This window comes from Thermoplasmata archaeon, assembly GCA_038874435.1.
Taxonomy (GTDB): Archaea; Thermoplasmatota; Thermoplasmata; order Lutacidiplasmatales; family SKW197; genus SKW197.
In genome coordinates this window covers 132,914-149,537 of the sequence record JAVZCK010000002.1, presented here as the reverse complement: position 1 = coordinate 149,537, position 16,624 = coordinate 132,914, and the positions used below count along the sequence as shown (strand labels likewise).

13 protein-coding genes and 1 tRNA gene are annotated in these 16,624 nt (G+C 43.9%); 9 read left to right on the top strand and 5 right to left on the bottom strand.

The window, feature by feature from the left end; all coding sequences use genetic code 11:
- Window positions 1-6: 6 nt before the first annotated feature.
- Entirely contained in the window at window positions 7-2,181 is a 2,175-nt protein-coding gene (locus tag QXD64_01570; GenBank protein ID MEM3396005.1) for a cytochrome c biogenesis CcdA family protein, read from the bottom strand.
- Window positions 2,182-2,349: 168 nt separating this feature from the next.
- Between QXD64_01570 and QXD64_01565 the strand changes: the two genes are divergently transcribed.
- The 7 genes from QXD64_01565 (at window position 2,350) to QXD64_01535 (ending at window position 11,805) form a co-directional block, all read left to right on the top strand.
- Window positions 2,350-2,949 carry an HVO_0476 family zinc finger protein gene (locus tag QXD64_01565; GenBank protein MEM3396004.1) on the top strand — a complete coding sequence of 200 codons (600 nt, stop codon included), beginning with the start codon at window positions 2,350-2,352 and terminating at the stop codon, window positions 2,947-2,949.
- Window positions 2,946-3,281 (top strand): PadR family transcriptional regulator, encoded by a 336-nt coding sequence (locus QXD64_01560; protein ID MEM3396003.1) that lies wholly within the window; start codon window positions 2,946-2,948, stop codon window positions 3,279-3,281. The genes QXD64_01565 and QXD64_01560 overlap by 4 nt, the downstream gene beginning before the upstream one ends.
- A 74-nt stretch (window positions 3,282-3,355) precedes the next feature.
- On the top strand, window positions 3,356-3,850 hold the full coding sequence (locus tag QXD64_01555) for a hypothetical protein (GenBank protein MEM3396002.1): 495 nt from the start codon (window positions 3,356-3,358) through the stop codon (window positions 3,848-3,850).
- Entirely contained in the window at window positions 3,843-4,391 is a 549-nt protein-coding gene (thpR, locus tag QXD64_01550; GenBank protein ID MEM3396001.1) for an RNA 2',3'-cyclic phosphodiesterase, read from the top strand. The genes QXD64_01555 and thpR overlap by 8 nt, the downstream gene beginning before the upstream one ends.
- A 53-nt stretch (window positions 4,392-4,444) precedes the next feature.
- Window positions 4,445-5,737, top strand: a complete 1,293-nt coding sequence (locus QXD64_01545; GenBank protein MEM3396000.1) for an MFS transporter — start codon at window positions 4,445-4,447, stop codon at window positions 5,735-5,737.
- Between the two features lie 132 nt (window positions 5,738-5,869).
- Entirely contained in the window at window positions 5,870-10,939 is a 5,070-nt protein-coding gene (locus QXD64_01540) for an FG-GAP-like repeat-containing protein (protein MEM3395999.1), read from the top strand.
- Window positions 10,940-10,953: 14 nt separating this feature from the next.
- Window positions 10,954-11,805 (top strand): Rab family GTPase, encoded by an 852-nt coding sequence (locus tag QXD64_01535; GenBank protein MEM3395998.1) that lies wholly within the window; start codon window positions 10,954-10,956, stop codon window positions 11,803-11,805.
- Here QXD64_01535 and QXD64_01530 read toward each other — a convergent pair.
- Entirely contained in the window at window positions 11,802-12,419 is a 618-nt protein-coding gene (locus QXD64_01530; protein ID MEM3395997.1) for an RlmE family RNA methyltransferase, read from the bottom strand. The genes QXD64_01535 and QXD64_01530 overlap by 4 nt on opposite strands.
- Before the next feature lie 15 nt (window positions 12,420-12,434).
- Window positions 12,435-13,082: a thioredoxin family protein gene (locus QXD64_01525; protein ID MEM3395996.1), complete on the bottom strand. Its 648-nt coding sequence runs from the start codon at window positions 13,080-13,082 to the stop codon at window positions 12,435-12,437.
- Window positions 13,083-13,147: 65 nt separating this feature from the next.
- Here QXD64_01525 and QXD64_01520 point away from each other — a divergent pair, with 65 nt between their 5' ends.
- Window positions 13,148-13,894 (top strand): hypothetical protein, encoded by a 747-nt coding sequence (locus tag QXD64_01520; protein MEM3395995.1) that lies wholly within the window; start codon window positions 13,148-13,150, stop codon window positions 13,892-13,894.
- Between the two features lie 6 nt (window positions 13,895-13,900).
- Here the strand turns inward: QXD64_01520 and QXD64_01515 are convergent, their stop codons facing one another.
- Both QXD64_01515 and QXD64_01510 read right to left on the bottom strand, forming a co-directional pair.
- On the bottom strand, window positions 13,901-15,187 hold the full coding sequence (locus tag QXD64_01515; protein ID MEM3395994.1) for a hypothetical protein: 1,287 nt from the start codon (window positions 15,185-15,187) through the stop codon (window positions 13,901-13,903).
- Window positions 15,188-15,321: 134 nt separating this feature from the next.
- Window positions 15,322-15,822, bottom strand: a tRNA-Glu gene (locus QXD64_01510).
- A 57-nt stretch (window positions 15,823-15,879) separates the two neighbouring features.
- Between QXD64_01510 and QXD64_01505 the strand changes: the two genes are divergently transcribed.
- The gene (locus QXD64_01505) at window positions 15,880-16,623 is read left to right on the top strand and encodes a tRNA (adenine-N1)-methyltransferase (GenBank protein ID MEM3395993.1); all 744 of its coding nucleotides are present in this window, start codon (window positions 15,880-15,882) and stop codon (window positions 16,621-16,623) included.
- Window position 16,624 lies beyond the last annotated feature (1 nt).

Here is a 16,624-nt window from a genome sequence, read left to right as displayed (position 1 = left end):
AGGAGTTCACCACAGATTCACTCCAAAAACTTTGAGGGAAAATAGAACTCCGATGCATATCAATGCAATTCCAAACCCTTTCTCTATCCATTTCCCAGCAGAGATGTACCTGTTCCCGAGTGCTGCTCTCGTGCCTCTGCTCACCGCAAGAAGAAGGATTACAGGGATTCCGTGCGCAATCCCAAACACAAACAGGAGAAAACCACTCATCAGCATCGTTAGTTGCTGGGTAAGAAGCAATATGAACACTGGGAAAACAAGGGAAATTGCACACGGTGCCCAGCCAACAGAAAACAAGATACCGAGAAGGAAGGCACCCATATAAACTGACCTTTTGGTGGTTTTGATGAAAAGATTTTTTCCTCCCTCCCGGAAGGTCTTTCGTTCCACTCTATCCTTTCCAATCCTCAGAAACATGGATTTAAATTTTTCTCCAAGCGAGAGTAAAATATTGGACCCCAGGATTATCAGGATTATCCCTGCAATAAGATAGAAAATCGCAGAACTCCCTGTGAAAAACCCTATTAAGGAAAGGAAACAGCCAAAAACAAAGAATATCAGTGCCATACCAATTGTAAATGCAACGCCAACCCAGAATCCTTCAAGCATCTCTCTTCTCGGATTTCTCTTTCCCTCTTTTTTCCCACCTACCGCTCCTCCATAGGACAGCATCGCCACGAGAAGCGCAATTGAGCACGGAGTAAAGGCTGTTATTAGACCAAGCAGGAATATTCCGAAGAATGTGATTTCATAGTTCGGAATATTCTGGCTCTGCGTCCACTCACCTGTCTGGATTTTGCGAATTGATGCTGCAAGTGAATCAGCACTCTGGACACCGTCAATTTCACCTTTTCCGATGCAATACACATGATATACCCATACAACCCGCAGTTCCATATCAGTAAGGACAAGCGTGGGATTCGAAAATGCACCGTCAATCGACCAGTACTTCAGGTAATGAGAAGCAACCGGATATGGCTCAAATTCCTCAAACCAGTACCAGGTAATGTTAACGCCGTACCAGTTCTCAACTATTTTCCAACCAGCTTCAGAGTCCGGGTTTTTCCTGATATTTATCGTGATTATACACACGCCTTCTCCCTGGCTCTCAATAAGCTTCTGAAGCTCCACAATCTGGGCCTTCATTTCCTTTTCACACTCAATGCATATCGGATTTTCGATACCGGTTATGTGGATTATGACAACCTTACCAGTGCAGTTTTCAAGTGAAAAATTATTTCCCCATACATCCACTGCAGTGAAGAGAGGTATTCTTTCTCTTTCGTTGCTCAGACTGTAAAACTGATGTGGAACTGAATTCATAGCAAGAGATTTGGAGTTAAAGTAGTAAATTGCATCTTTTATCCAGCCCTCGATCACATCGGACCCAGTAAGCCCTTCCCAGGAATGCCAGATTGTTATCAGGGCACCTGACCTATCTCTCATTTGAGAAACAATTATTGTGAGCGGGATGTATGACTGTTTGTCATCTGGGTCGTACACATTGAAAGCTTCAACTCCTTGGTCGTATGTACCGCTGCCATAATCCACGCAGAAGTCATGATAGTTGAGCTGTGAATATTCTGCATGGAGGGATTCACATATCTCTATTTGTTGACCACAAGGAGGACAGCCAGTGCTGTGTACCACAATAAGAACAGGGTTTCTCATAAGGTCTTGTCTCACCCAGTCAGGATGAGACACAGTTTTTCCACTGTTTGGATTGATTGCAGGGTATGTATTCCACCAATTGTAATTTCCTGATCCGATAACATATTGCGGTGTATATCCACTAAGCCAGTCACCATTTTCTTGTGGTTGCGAATTTGTGGAGTTGTTAATTTTACTGGATTGGATGGATGTATAGGCAAGGTATGCTCCAATTGCTGCAATGAGAAGCAGCGAAACAATGGATACCACAATAATATTTTTTTTCCCCATGCCGTGTCCTGCACTTTTTCCCCTTGCCTTACTCCCGCTCTTCCTTTCTTCTGCACGCAACCTTACCTCAACGGACTTAAGTTTCTCGTGGGAATGTAGTCCATGGACCTTCTTTAGATGTTCCAGTATGTTTTTTGTCTTTACATTTGCACCGCATTCCGGGCATTCAATCCATTCACCCAAGTTATCAGCACTAACTGGTTTTTCCCCTTTTTTGCTTCCACCTTTGCTGTATGACATTCCGGTTCGCCTCATGAGTATAGATAGCATATGTTGGCTTTATATATAGGTATTGATATTTCAAAAAAAATTGAAATATCGATAGATTTTTTTATATCAACGACGCTCCTCAGACATAGCCCAACAACTCCAAAGGTAATATATATCTGAATTCCATGTGTGGGTTTGATGCTAAAAGTGCCAAAAACGATAGAATACTTCTGCGAAAACTGTAAGGAGGAGACAAAGCATCGGGTGATAAAGGGAAAAATTACCGAAGGAAAGAAGCTCCGTTTCAAAGGCGTGATAAAATGCAGTGTTTGTGGGGCAACGAGAGAGGTAGAGATTGCAGAGGAGAAGCCAGTCATTGTGAATGTCAACATCAGTTTCGGCGAGACCACAAAGACAGAAAAGGTAGAATTTGAACCAGATGAGGAAATTGTGGCTGGAGAGACCCTTGTGGTTCTTGGAAGAAGAGCAAAGGTGACGAAGGTGGAGTTAGAGGACCGCTCTGTGAAACGGGCTGAGGCAAGGAAAGTGAAACGTATCTGGGTAAAAGATGTTGAGAAGGTGCGGGTGAAACTGGCGGTTAATGAAAGGAATATTACAAAGTCCTATGCATTTCTTGCTGAGCCAGATGAAGAGTTTTGTGTGGGAGAGATTCTGGATACGGAGGATGGAGAGGTTGTAATTACCTCAATCAAAACCAGCAGCAAACTTGTGAAGCGGGAGAATGAGCCGGTTTATGCAGATGAGATTAAGAGAATATTCTGCAGGAGAGTGACATGAAGGAAAGTGAGTGGAGTGCAGAACTAAAGAAAGGAATAATTCCGCTCTGCATCCTTGCCTCCCTGGCTAAGGAGCGAAAGTATGGGTTCCAGATAATAAAAGAGCTTCGAGAGCTTTCAGATGGATACCTCGACCTGAAAGAAGGCACGCTTTATCCTGCATTGCATCGCCTTGAGCAAAAAGGCTATGTGAAAAGTGAATGGGTAATTCAGGAACAGGGAATTCCAAGGAAGTATTATGTGCTTACAAATGAGGGCAGGGCTGCACTCCAGCAGTTGCTTGGAGAATGGGAAAAAGTTGTTAAAAGCGTGGAAAGGGTGGTGAGAAAATAGGTGCAATCGATGACTACTTGAAAAGTGTGGAACGGGCATTACTCCCTATTAGACCAGATAAAAGGAAGGAAATTTTGGCTGAAATCAGTGATGACATAAAAAGCAGGGCTGCAGATGCAGGAGTAAAAACACCAGCAGATGAGGAAAAGTTTGTGAGGGCTTTAGAAACACCTAAGATGCTTGCAAAGCGGTATGTCCAGATTTATGGAATTTCTTCCGTCTATCTATTGTTACTTTCAGTTCTTGGTGTTTTTCTGGCGTTTCTGTCGGTGCCCGTGATTCCACTTCCAGAGGGACATTATGTTTACCCAGAGAGCTTAGCAGCGCTTACAGTCCTTCTGCTCACAATTTATGTTGCCTGGACATTCATCCGCTTTCCCCAGAATTCCTGGGTCATCGGAAGTATGGTCTTCTCTGCAAGAATTGCGTTTTATTTGATTTATGAGTTATTATTTGAAGTAGGATTTGATGTGGTTGATGGGGCGCTCTTCTTAGTCACGACTGCGGGTATTGTGGCAGTGGGTTTTGCGGTACTCTATTTCTCAAAGGAGGAAAAAGCAGATGCATAGAGCGTTTATTGCTGTGGAAATTGAGCCAAGTGAAGAGATAAAGAGCATCTGGAAACAATTGCGAGAGACCGGTTGCGAGCTTAAACTTGTAAATCTCAACCAGATACATATCACACTCCGTTTTCTCGGAAACATTGAGGAAAAAGCGGTTGAGGAAATTTCTGGGGTTATCAAGAGTTGTGCATCTCCCAAAGAATTTGTTGTGAAATTGCGTGGAATGGGTGCCTTCCCGAACCTGAACTACATAAATGTTGTCTGGATTGGGATTTCAAATCCTGCAGAACTAGAGCGTATGAGCACCTGCATCAACGAAAAATTGCTTGAGCTTGGGTTTCCGAAGGAGGACAAGCCCTTTGCACCCCACATCACACTGGCGAGGGTGAAGAGCAAACGAAATCTGAATGTCTTGCAACGATTGATCAAGGAAAATGGTAACGGAAATTTCGGGGATATTCAAATAAATGCGATTTATCTTAAGAAGAGCGTTCTGACACCAGAGGGTCCAATCTACACGAATTTATACAGCCAAAAATTCGGCTAGCTACAATTCATCTATAACAAACTATTTATTCAGGGGTTTTTATATGCACACTAATGCAAGTGATACCGGGAAGCGATAAAGTCACGAACTCGAAAATGCTAAAAGGGATGTTTAGTGCTTATTCTGAGTTTTCTGCCAACATAAAGCTTTTAATAATTCTTTCCTTTGCTGGTGGGATTGGAGGAGGGATGACTTGGTTCATGCTTTCACTCTACATGCAAAGCGTCGGCTTTTCACTCCAGAACATCGGATGGGTAGGAGGGATGGGAGGATTGGCTACCACATTGACATATCTTGTGACTCCATTTATTGGAAACACAATTGGCAAGAAAAATACACTTTACATTGGCTATGGGCTAGGGATCTTAAGTGCAGGGCTCCTACTGATACTGGTTAATCTGCCACTTTACATCGTTTCGAGTGTTGTAGGTGGTATTGGTAGTGCCCTCGCAGGTCCTACATTCATCACAGTGCTCTCGAACATGTGCAATAAAAAAATCAGCAATTATGCATTTAGCTTTCAGTCATTTTCGCAGCAAATCGGGATGGCAATAGGAACTGTGATGGGAGGCATCCTGCCATCTGGCATAATGCAAATCTTCTCGTTAAATATCACTCAGGGATTCTGGTGGAGCATTCTTATTTCTATAATAATAAACTCAACTCAGATTATAGTTCTCTTTTTCACCCGTGTAGAAAATGGCATCAAGCTTGCCCATTTTTCCTTCAAAATCAAGGAACCGAAACTGATTGGAAAATTTGCAGTTACTCAGATGTTGATTGGGTTGGGTGCAGGGCTTGTAATACCTTGGTTCCCAATTTTCTTCACAAACAAGTACTTCCTTCCAAACTACCCTGACTTTAACACGGCTTACGCTGTAGCCCTCCCGCAGGTAAGTGCGATAATGACAATTTCTTCTGTTATAATGTCCTTCTCATTTCTGGTGGCACCTTTCTTTGCTGAGAGGTTTGGACAGGTAAAATTGATTGCCGGTAGCCAAGCAATCTCTGTGTTTTTCCTGTTCTCTATTCCATTTTCCCCATTTTTTGCATTAGCTGCGCTTCTCTACATCATAAGAACAATCTTAATGATGGTTTCCTCACCAATAGGCACATCTTTCATGATGACCACTGTAAAACCAGAGGATAAAACAAGTGCCAATGCTATTAGTATGTTTGCATGGAATGCTTCCTGGAGCTTTAGCTATTTTATTGGTGGAACTCTGTGGGAAATCTTTCCGGACTATGTGCCGTTCCTTCTCTGCTCTGCATTCTATCTATCTTCCTGCTTCCTATACTTTGTGTTTTTTTCTAAACTAGAAAAGAGAGAACACACAAGGGATTGAATGGCTTTAATTGATAAGACGAGACCTTGCATCAGGTACTGAGGAATATTAGCTTTCCTATGAAAATGTAAAAAAACTTAAATATGCTACTGAAGATATAGTGAGTTGTGGTAAGTGAAAAAAGGGATTATTATGCCCGAAGATGATATTGCAGAAATGAACCGTGCACTAGCAGAATTTACGAAAATTCCCGGTGTGGGACTCTCAAAGGCAAAAAAGCTTTATGAGAGTGGCTACAAGACACTTGATGACCTGAAGAATGCCCCTTTTGAAGAGCTCGCGAATATAAAGGGAATTGGAGAGAGTAGAGCCACCTTGATTAAGAAATATTTTGAAGAAGGAGAGGAGGAGAAATTAAAGAAAGAGACTGCCGTTGAACAGCAAGTTGATGCCACGGCAAAGAAGAGTGAGGTAGAAAACGAAAAAAGAAGCGCAAAACTTGAGATGAAAGAGAGCGAAACCGAGAGAGAGATAAAAGAGATGGAGAAAGAACTGGAGGAAGCAGAGAAAGTGCTTGAGACCGCTAAGGGACGAGAAACAAAAATAGTTATTGAAAAGAAGGTTGCCCCAAAAGAGGGAAAGATTAATGGGCTCAAGGCAAAGCCTATGAAGCAAAAAAAGCCAGTGAAAGGATTCACTGCGAGACGAATCGGTGCAGCATTTCTCGTTCTTGCGCTGATTTTCTCCTCAATTTTTGTTTTGTGGTATGCTTTCCAGCCAGTAGGTAGGATTAAGGTTGATGGAAGCATAGATGATTGGGAAGGCATTGCAAGATACACAGATACTCAGCCCGTGTTCAACATGGACATCAACCTGAACGAATACAGTGTTTACTATGAAAGCGATAGAGTTTACTTCTATGCTAAAGTATCTGGCAGTTTGTTCAATGGTGCTAACAATGGCTACGATGCTTTGATAATTTTTGTGGATACAGATGCAAATGCCAACACTGGCTACAGAATAGAAAATCTGGGTGCTGATGCGAAAATTGAAGTTTCTGGTTATGCGGGTGAAATCCGCTCTGCCGTTGCCTCAAGATTCATTGAACAGAGTGCTTCCTCAAAGCCAGAATTGAATTACAGTGCCTGGGAGAATGCTGGCGAGGTAAGAGTTGAAAAGAGCACAAACATTGTTGAGGGCTATGCCAAAATTGCTGGCTTGAACAACCCAGTGAGTTTGGTGTTGATGCGACACTACGAGAGCAGTGTTTATGCAGAGAAACGGGGCATGGCCCTAGTGAGCAAAACAGAAGGAAGTTTGGTGGTTTACCAGAATTTTATTGGCAATGATGTGGTGAATTCAGACGAGGATGTGCTTGAGCTGAGATTGATTGCAAAGGGCAAGGCGGTGCATGTGGAGAGTTTGAGCGTGGAGAATGCAAACCTGGATTTGCCAAAAAAAGATTTGGGAGTGAACGAAGAACTTACTGTGAGATGCAAGGCAAAGAGCCTGAGTGATGGCATTGCCTATACATTTGCAGTTTCCAGCGTGGACACAAATGTGCCCTACAGAATTGTGGGCAACGGTGGCAAGGCATACTTTGGTTCCTTACCTTCTGGAATTGTTATAGATGGTGCGTTTGGTGACTGGCAGGGTGTGCAGAAAGGTTTTGATGTGCCTGGTGATGCTGGTAAAAACATTGATTTGCGAGAGTATGCCAGTGCAATAACAAACAATGCCTACTTTTACATGGCAGTGGATGGCACAATGCTGGCTGGCTGCGAAATCCCTGTGCTTGGTGCCAGACCCCCAGTGCAACCAGGACCACCAACGCCAGTGGTGATAAAAGAAAATCTGGGCATGGATGTGGCAAGGGTTTACATTGATTTGATGAATTCCACAATCAACACCTTCAACCCAGCAATGATTTCCCATGGTTATTTGATTGAGTTACAAGGGAGGAATGGACAGGTTGTAAGTGCAAAGGCCTGGAAATGGGAGAATGGTGTTAAGGCAGAGGAAATCCAGAATCCAAACATTGTTCATGGTTTGAGCGATGGAAAAATAGAGTTCAGTGTTGGGCTTGACACATTACCAGGCACTGATGGAAACTCCAAATTCTACTTTGAGATGACAAATTGGTTGGGAGAGAAGGATGCAAATGAACTTGCTTACTGTACCATAACTCAGGAAACTACAAAATGGTGGCATCAGCAGGAAAATGCATTATTTATGGAGTCGGGTGGAAGAACAAGCAGTTCATTAGCTGGCGGAGATATTCGCTGCATTGCTGCTGGCGACATTAACAGGGATGGGTATCCTGACATTGTTTCTGGTGATGCTGGAAACTATGTGTATGTCTGGATGAACCCTGGCAAAGCGACAGTGTGGAGCCCCAATTCCTGGACGAGATACACTGTGACTTCAACAGCCCTTCCAGATTATGTGACTGGTTTAGCACTTGGGGATTTGGATAATGATGGTGATCTGGATATAGCTGCTTGTTGCAGAAGCAATGGGAATAACAATGTAAGAATTTATAGGAACGATGCGAATGGCACATCATGGTACGAGAGAGTGGTAAATCCTACCACAACCTTGAATCGACCAACAGACATAGAAGTTGGAGATTTTGATGGAGATGGCTGGCTTGACTTAGTGACCTGTGTGTCCAACAACCAAGAGCATGTGAGGATATGGCAAAATGACAGAACGCCATTCGACAGTGAGTGGGCCTCAAACGACATCACAGGGGATTATAATCAGCAATTTATGACACTAGATGTTGCAGACCTGGACATGGACGGGAACTTAGACATAATCGTCAGTGGAAATGAAAATATTATCAGAGGATTGAAAAATCCGGGAAGAGCTGTTGCGTTCACAACCTCACCCTGGCCTGTAATCGATGCTCTCACCACCATGACTGCAAATGACATAAGGGCATTAGAAACTGCTGACTTTGATAATGACGGCTGCATTGATATAGTGACGCTTGAAGGAAATGCAATGGTATGCAGTTTGGATGTATGGCGAAATCCAGGCTTTGCGCTTGCTTTTGACACTGGGAGCACATGGAAGAGAACGCAGATAAGTGATGTGGCTGGTTCTGAGGAAACAGGATACATTGAAATGGATTATCTCTGGACTGCGGATTTTGACAATGATGGCTGGATCGACATACTTGGGGGAAATTCAAGTGATGGTTCTCCCCCTTCCAATGTGTTTATCTGGGAAAACACGCATGAGCCATTTACCTCAAATGGCTGGGTTCTTGCGTTCGCATCAAACACATACAGTAACGGGGTAACTGATGCAACAACGCTTACTGTGAATGCGGTAGTCGCAGCTGACTTTGATAGAGATGGGGACTTGGACATTGCCTGCGGCGATGCCTCTGCAGATGCTCCAATAATCTGGAATAATTCACTGGTGCACCGGAACTTCGAATTTGTTTCTGGTGGCAGCATAGCAGGTTCTGAATTTACTGGTAATGTTACTGCTATGGCCTCTGGTGACCTTGATAACGATGGAGACCTGGATGTGGTCGTAGGGGACAATTATGGAAGGGTTTGGGCATACAACAACTCGGGAAATTCCAGCAACTCTCCATGGGACCAGTGGACCTCCTATGCAATTATCACAGACCTGCAAGATTCTATACTCTCCATAGCCATAGGTGACCTTGACAGGGATGGAAAACAGGATGTTGTGATAGCAGAGGCACTTGGTTTTGATGATTCAATAATCGTAATATACAGAAATGTAGACCCATTTGTGACAGGTGGCTGGAGAAATGAAACAGTTTTAGATAAATGGGCTACTGGTACAAATGCACCCGTAGATGTGGTGGACATTGATAAAGATGGAGACCTAGATGTTGTGAGCGGAGACGACCACGGCAACATTGGCTTATTCAATAATGATGGCACCCCCTTTGATGGCGGCTGGAGTACCTGGATTAACATATTCAGTGGTGGAAGTAAGATGAATGCCATTGCTCTTGGTGACCTGGACAGAGATGGAGATGTGGATGTATGTTCTGGGGATACTAGTGGGGGATTGCGAATTCATCGGTGTCCTGCCGACCCTTTTTCTGGCACATGGGATTTTTCCCTGATTGCGACGATTTCCGAAATAAGTGCAATTAAGTGCAAGGATTATGACATTGATGGAGACCTGGACATAGTTACAGGAGACAAAGGCACTACATACCAGATAAAACTATGGGGCAATCCAAATTCTTCTGGCAGGGACCCATTTGTATATCCATGGCTTGATTACCCAGATGTCTCTATAGGAAGTGCTGTCTTGAGCATGGATGCTGGAGACCTTGATAATGATGGAGATGTGGATATTGTCTGCGGTTGTGTTGGTGGTAATGTGACTGCAGTAAAGAACCCACTAACTGAAGGCACGCTAGGAATCCTGATTTCGTTTATCGGGAATGTAAGTGGAAATGTCACAGCCATTGTTCTTGCAAACCTTGACCCAAAATCGAATGATACACGCCTCCCAGCTGACCTCGGAGACCTTGATTTGATAACAGGTAACCAGAAAACAACAAACCTCCAGCCGTTGAGAACTTGGAGAAACATAGGGGCAAATTGCAGAATCAATGCGACGAGCACAGCACCAGAATCCTTGCTACCAGGGCAGGTAGAGGATTTGCTTGCAATTCGTGTGGTCCATAATGGAATTTCTGCAGATAATCCTATAAAGATAAAGTCATGGCATTTCCTGTTCCATGACCAGAACTTGAATCCACTTCAAGACGATTACATAAAAACTTTGTTTGATAATTTTCAAATTTACTATGAAACTGGAGTGGTAAATGGCTGGGATTCAACAGATGTGCCATTGAGCCAAATATCCGGTAGCCCAGCAATTACCACAGGTATTGTTAGCATTACAATTGAAGATGTCGAACCTAATGCTACAATTCCTGCACGAGGCATGTCTGTGTTTTACCTGGTTGTAAATCGGAGCTTGGAGTTGGCACCACCTGGTGTGACGCATTTCATCGTGCGTTTTGATCCTGATGGATATGCTCCTGACTTATGGAATTCTATAAATCAAACCCAAAAACTGAACCAAAGCGGGGCAACAGTGATGGAAACTGACCAAGTAGAAACTTCTAAAATCTCAGTAAATGAAATCGCGGTATTCTCCTCTAACATCCTTATTGTCTCTCCTCTGCTTCTCCTCGTTCTTCTGTTCAAAATGCAAAGAAATCGTAGGAATAAATTTAATACCCTGTAGTCCATCTAGGTACAATGAGAGTACTTACGAAGAAAGTTGCCCTTTTGGGAGATTGGGCGACAGGGAAAACAAGCTTGATAAAACGTTTCGTTCTCAACATGTTTGATGATTCCTATATCCAGACAATCGGCACCAAGGTTTCAAAAAAGACGGTAAAATTCTATGACCAGGATGAGCCAGTCGTTGTGAACCTTTTAATCTGGGACTTGCTGGGACAGAAAGAATACCATAGAATTCACAGAGAGGCCTACAGGGGTGTTGATGGCGCCATTCTGGTCTGTGACCTCACGCGGAAAGAGACACTCGAGAGTTTAGTCCAGTACTGGTATCCATCCCTGATAGATGTGGCTGGAAAGGTGCCAGTTATAATCGCAGGCAACAAAGCAGACCTGAAGCAAAACCTGGTGTTTGGGATTGATGAAATCCGCAAGGAGACAAGGAAACTGGAATTGAGCGATGGGATGTGCTATCTCACCTCTGCAAAAACGGGTGAGAATGTGGAGCAGGTATTTCACCTGATAGCAGAGTGCACAGCAATGCTAGATGAAACAATAGAATTGATGGAAGAGCTTGGAAGAATTGCATCTCTCCAGGAAACAGAAGGCGAGGTAAACACAATTGAAGATGCGACAGATTACATCATTGTTGACTTTGTGCGTGCAATCGGACAAACTGACAGAGGGATGGATATCGTGCGAATGGGTTTCAGAGAATGCGGACTTTCCCTAAAAAATCTGAAAAAGGAGAAGTTGAATGCCCTTGTGGACTTTCTTTACAAAAAAGAGATTGAGTTGAGCGTTCCAGAAACGGTTGCCAGTGACAACAGAAAGCGCAGGCGGGACGCAATTGCAGGGTTGAAAAACTAGGGTAGATAACCTTTGCACACAATGTAAATCTCAGAGCTACTTTTTCTACTTGCATCTGACTTGTAGCCCTTCACAAGTTCAAATTTGGCACTGAATCTTCTTAGTAGACCTTCGTACATATCCCCTTGGAACACCTTTGCCACAAAATTTCCGCCTCTAGCGAGAATCTGGCATGCAAACTCAAATGCGTTCGTTACTAACTCAACTGAACGAGCGTGGTCTATAGAGTAATTCCCGCTTATGTTCGGAGACATGTCTGAAAGCACCACATCCACCTTGTCTTTTCCACTTGCATTGACGATTGCATTTTTCAGTTTTTCCCTTGTTTCCTCTCTCAAAAAATTCCCACGAATAAATACAACTCCTTCCAGTGGCTCAATTTCCTGCAGATCAATTCCGAAGACAAAGCCTGTATCTCCGACGAGTTCTTTTGCGACCTGAAGCCAGCCACCAGGTGCACAGCCGAGGTCCACAACCAAATCTCCTTCTCTTATTATTCCATACCTCTCCTGGATGTACATCAGTTTATAAGAAGCCCTGCTTCGATATTGCTCCTTCTTTGCCAGACGGTAATAATAGTCTCTTCTTCGCTCACGCAACCATTTCCTTGCCAAGGTTCACCGTCTGCCTTAAATGTTTTTCCCTATAGCCAGCAGGACATGTTCTGCAAACTGCTCTTCGGGTAGGGCACCCTCGAATTCCACATCGTTGTTGATAACCACTTTCGGAACACTGAACACTCCGTACTTTTCTGCAAGTTCTGGAAACTCACTTGCCTCAATCATTTCCGCTCGAATTTTTGGATTCTCAAATGCAAATTTGTGGGCGACACGCACTGCAGCAGGACAGTAAGGACATGTTGGCGTAACAAAAACCATTATGTGGACATCCTTATCTACCTGCTTAAGCATCTCCCGCGTCTTTTCATAGAGTTGTGGCTTCTCGTCAGAAATTTCAATTATGTCTTCAATAAGTGTGGTGAATTCATAGCCAGCTGGCACTCCAAAAAATACCGCCTTTCTGTTTCCTGCTTCAAGCACAATTGCAGGTGTTTTGTCAATTCCATATTTTTCAGCCACATCCTTGTTTTTCGCAATATCGTAGTCCTCGACCTTGACTTTCTCACTCAATGCTTGCACCTCTTTTGCAATCTCCCGAACAACTCCACAATATTCACAGCCATCATCCTTCGTGAACACAAGCATCTTCACATCCGCTTTCAGTTTTCCAAATTCCTTTCTGATTGTTTCCTTATCCTTATCTGTTATAAGCCCCATGGACTCACCACTGCTGCAACAGCAATCGGTTATTTAATATTTTAGATTGCATTATTGGAAATTGAATGAAACTCATAGGGATTGCCACAACGAATGTACCAGTTTACTACGAAATTCTTAGGTTGTTGAAGGAAAAAAACCTGGCGTTTGAAGTTCTAGTCCCTGGAGAAGAGATTCCACTGCATGTGGGAGTGGTCATCACTACCAAGGAAGAGCGGAATTTGATTGATTTTGAAGATGTGGTTACCTACGACGGAGAGCCAGAAACCACTGTGCTTGAAGCGATGAAGCTGTTGATGGGAAAGGAAATCATACATGAACTTGTTGTGGGGATAGACCCAGGTGAACACATTGGAGTTGCTGTTGTGGGCGACGGTGTGGTGCTTGCCAGAGCAACAGTATTCTCTGCCGATGCTGTGGTCGAAATGGTCAAGACCTACCTGAAGGTTTTCAAGGCATTTAGAAAACTCCTGAGGGTAGGGCATGGAGACATCACGAAGAGGAACAAGATAATATCTGTGCTCTGGAAATTGAAAATTCCAATTGAAATTGTTAACGAGCAGGGCACGACCACAATAACGCAGGAGCCAGATGTCGAGGCAGCCGTGAGAATTGCAATGCACGAGGGGAAGGACATTTCCTCAAGACCAAAGGTGGAGCCAAGTGCTGGTGAACTCAGAAACATTCAACGCATCAGCAGGATAAAGAGCAATGGGAAAATCACAATTTCAAGAAAGTATGCAAGAGAAGTAGCGAGAGGCGAAATCACAATTGAAGAAGCAATAGAAAAACAGATAAAAAAGAAAAAATAAACGAAATTATTTGTGTTTTCGTATTATTACATAGGCAACTGCAGCGAGTCCCACTAAAGCAACTGTAAGCACGCCTGCTATCATCACAATTCTGAATACATTTTTTGCATCAATGTCCTGTATTGTGAACATTGCTGCCTCTGTGCTTAACCCAGGGTCATGGTAGATCGTGGTTCCTTGGGGATAAAGGAAGGCACCTTTCACACCGAAGCCCCTGAGATGCCCGTTGGCATACTGGAAAGCAAGTCGCTCCCAGGCGTGGACTTGGAACAACATCGGTTTTTCTACGCCATCCACTGTCACATTGTTCACCCATCTGAAGACACCAATTCTCTGCCAGTTGTCTTTGAACGCGATTGCGTCCCTTGTTATTGCCCTGGGTGATGTAGGACCAGTGCTTTCATTTGCAATTGATTCATTCCCTGCATTCGCACCCATCCTTCCATACTCTGCATGGAGCCATTCTGCCACCTTGTTGTGCACATAGTTGAGCACCACTATTGTTGTACCCATAGCCAGAGCACTTTTGTTTGTGGCAAAGTCCCAGCCCTCAATGAGATGGTCATACTTGAAACTCCCGTTCACAACCCCACTGGAGTAATTCTCGTATCTCAGGAATTCAGAATCCACAATCTTGTTGTTGTCCCTTCTGTCCACTGTCACCTTATACCATGGCACATCGGTTATTGTCTTGTTTTCAATGCTCAGGTGAAGATGGAAGGTGAGCGAGATTTTCTCAAGCACACCCGCAGGTGTTTCGCTGTTCAGATGCGTATAGGTAAGGTTGTATCTGCTTAAAGTGAAACTTATCTCTGCACTTCTGCTGGCATTGTCAATCACCTTTGTGAGATTGCCAAATTCCCAGCTTCCATTCAAATTGGTTCCTTTTATTCGCTCAATCGGTGAAAACAGTTGATCAGACGATGCCCTCTGAAACTCACCCAGATAATCAAATCTCTGAGCACAGATTGTGGTTATCGGAATCCCTCTCTTTCCCAGGTAATTCCCATTTGTGTCATAAAGTTCCGCACCTCCAAAATACCTGGTTGTTGAGGTATACACAATCACGCTGTTGTTATGGTGTTCATCGCCAAAGAGCACGCCGAAGGTTATATCTCGCACTCTCAGTCCAACAACAGTGCCTCCCCCAAGCATCTCACTTGTTTCAGAAACATAGGCAATGTTGTCTGTCTGACTTTCTCCCATTGCAGTCGGAGCCCATACAATTGCAGGCAGAAATGCCAGAAGCGTTAGCAAGCCCGCAATTGCCCATATTTTTATTGCGTTTTTCATTTTTTCACCTCAGAGTCCGATATACATAGTATCACTATGTATTTAGTGTTATATATAACTTTCGGAGGCGATGTATTATTCTTTATTTTTTATAATAACTGGTTGATAAATCCAATATCAGATAAAAAACAAGTTGGTGCTCCCGGCGGGATTTGAACCCGCGTCCAGGGCTATCTCCGGTCGGGGTATGCACCCTACGCGACCCGCATCAATGGGTACCACCGTTATCCCAGAACCTGCAGGCGAGGAGTTTTCCTCCTCTAGAGGCATACCCCGAACATGCCCATTTTGGGTCTTACCTTTTTTGGGTGAAACCTTTTTGGGCGAGGGGGGCTACGCCCCCTTACGGTAACCCCCGAGGGTTGACACCCTACGGTACCCACTTTTCCGTGAACGCTTTTCGGGCGGGGCTACGCCCTACGGTACCTGTGCCAAGGAGATGCTTTCAGCATCTCCGAACCGACCCTTTTTTTGGATGAAACCTTTTCGGGCGAGGGGCTACGCCCCCTTACGGTAACCCCCGAGGGTTGACACCCTACGGTACCCACTTTTCCGTGAACGCTTTTCGGGGTGCGAAGCACCCTGAAAAGGGTTCCGCGAGAGGCCCCGATGATTGACCACTACACTACGGGAGCTTGATGGAAGGAAAAAAGGGAAGATTATTTATATTTTGCCCATTTTTGATGAACACAATGCATCTGCTTCTACTCAGCGAGAATGGCAAGAAGTACATTGTCCAGGCCACTGGAGGTATGCAAAAGGTATCTGGACTTGGAGTGGTGGACACTGACTTTTTGATGAAAACCAAGATTGGAGATGTTGTAAAGCTTTTTGGTGAAAAATACATTGTTCTCCAACCAGAGCCATCTGATTACATTGAATTAATCAAGAGAAAAACCCAGATAATTCTTCCGAAGGACTCTGGCTACATCATTACAAAATGTGGTATTGCATCAGGCAAAAAAATTTGCGAGATTGGTGTCGGCGTTGGAGGGTTGACTATTTTTCTGGCCTTTATTGTGGGAAAAACTGGAAAAATTTTTGGCTACGAAAAAAGGAAGGAGCACATCCAGGAAGCAAAAAAGAACCTTGGAGTGCTTGGACTTGAGGGAATTGTGGAATTTTTTGAGCAGGATGCTGAGCATGGGATACCACAGAGAGAACTTGATGCTGTTGTGTGCGACATCCCAGAACCCTGGAAAATAATGAGACACATAAGGGAAGCGCTCAGGAATGGTTCATGGTGTGCTTGCTATCTTCCGACATACAACCAGGTCGAAAGAACTGTGCTGGAAATGCAGAAAGAGGAATTTAGAGAGATTGAGTGCGTAGAACTCCTGCTGAGAAGGATTGTTGTAGCAGAAAACGCTGTAAGGCCAGATTTTTCAATGCTAGGGCATACTGGTTTTCTTGTTTTTGGGAGAAAAATCTCCTGAT

Coding starts and splice junctions, on each gene's coding strand:
- QXD64_01515 (MEM3395994.1), bottom strand. CDS start 15,187: ATGAAAAACGCAATAAAAATATGGGCAATTGCGGGCTTGCTAACGCTT.
- QXD64_01545 (MEM3396000.1), top strand. CDS start 4,445: ATGCAAGTGATACCGGGAAGCGATAAAGTCACGAACTCGAAAATGCTA.
- QXD64_01570 (MEM3396005.1), bottom strand. CDS start 2,181: ATGTCATACAGCAAAGGTGGAAGCAAAAAAGGGGAAAAACCAGTTAGT.
- QXD64_01565 (MEM3396004.1), top strand. CDS start 2,350: ATGCTAAAAGTGCCAAAAACGATAGAATACTTCTGCGAAAACTGTAAG.
- QXD64_01525 (MEM3395996.1), bottom strand. CDS start 13,082: ATGGGGCTTATAACAGATAAGGATAAGGAAACAATCAGAAAGGAATTT.
- thpR (MEM3396001.1), top strand. CDS start 3,843: ATGCATAGAGCGTTTATTGCTGTGGAAATTGAGCCAAGTGAAGAGATA.
- QXD64_01520 (MEM3395995.1), top strand. CDS start 13,148: ATGAAACTCATAGGGATTGCCACAACGAATGTACCAGTTTACTACGAA.
- QXD64_01540 (MEM3395999.1), top strand. CDS start 5,870: ATGCCCGAAGATGATATTGCAGAAATGAACCGTGCACTAGCAGAATTT.
- QXD64_01560 (MEM3396003.1), top strand. CDS start 2,946: ATGAAGGAAAGTGAGTGGAGTGCAGAACTAAAGAAAGGAATAATTCCG.
- QXD64_01535 (MEM3395998.1), top strand. CDS start 10,954: ATGAGAGTACTTACGAAGAAAGTTGCCCTTTTGGGAGATTGGGCGACA.
- QXD64_01505 (MEM3395993.1), top strand. CDS start 15,880: ATGCATCTGCTTCTACTCAGCGAGAATGGCAAGAAGTACATTGTCCAG.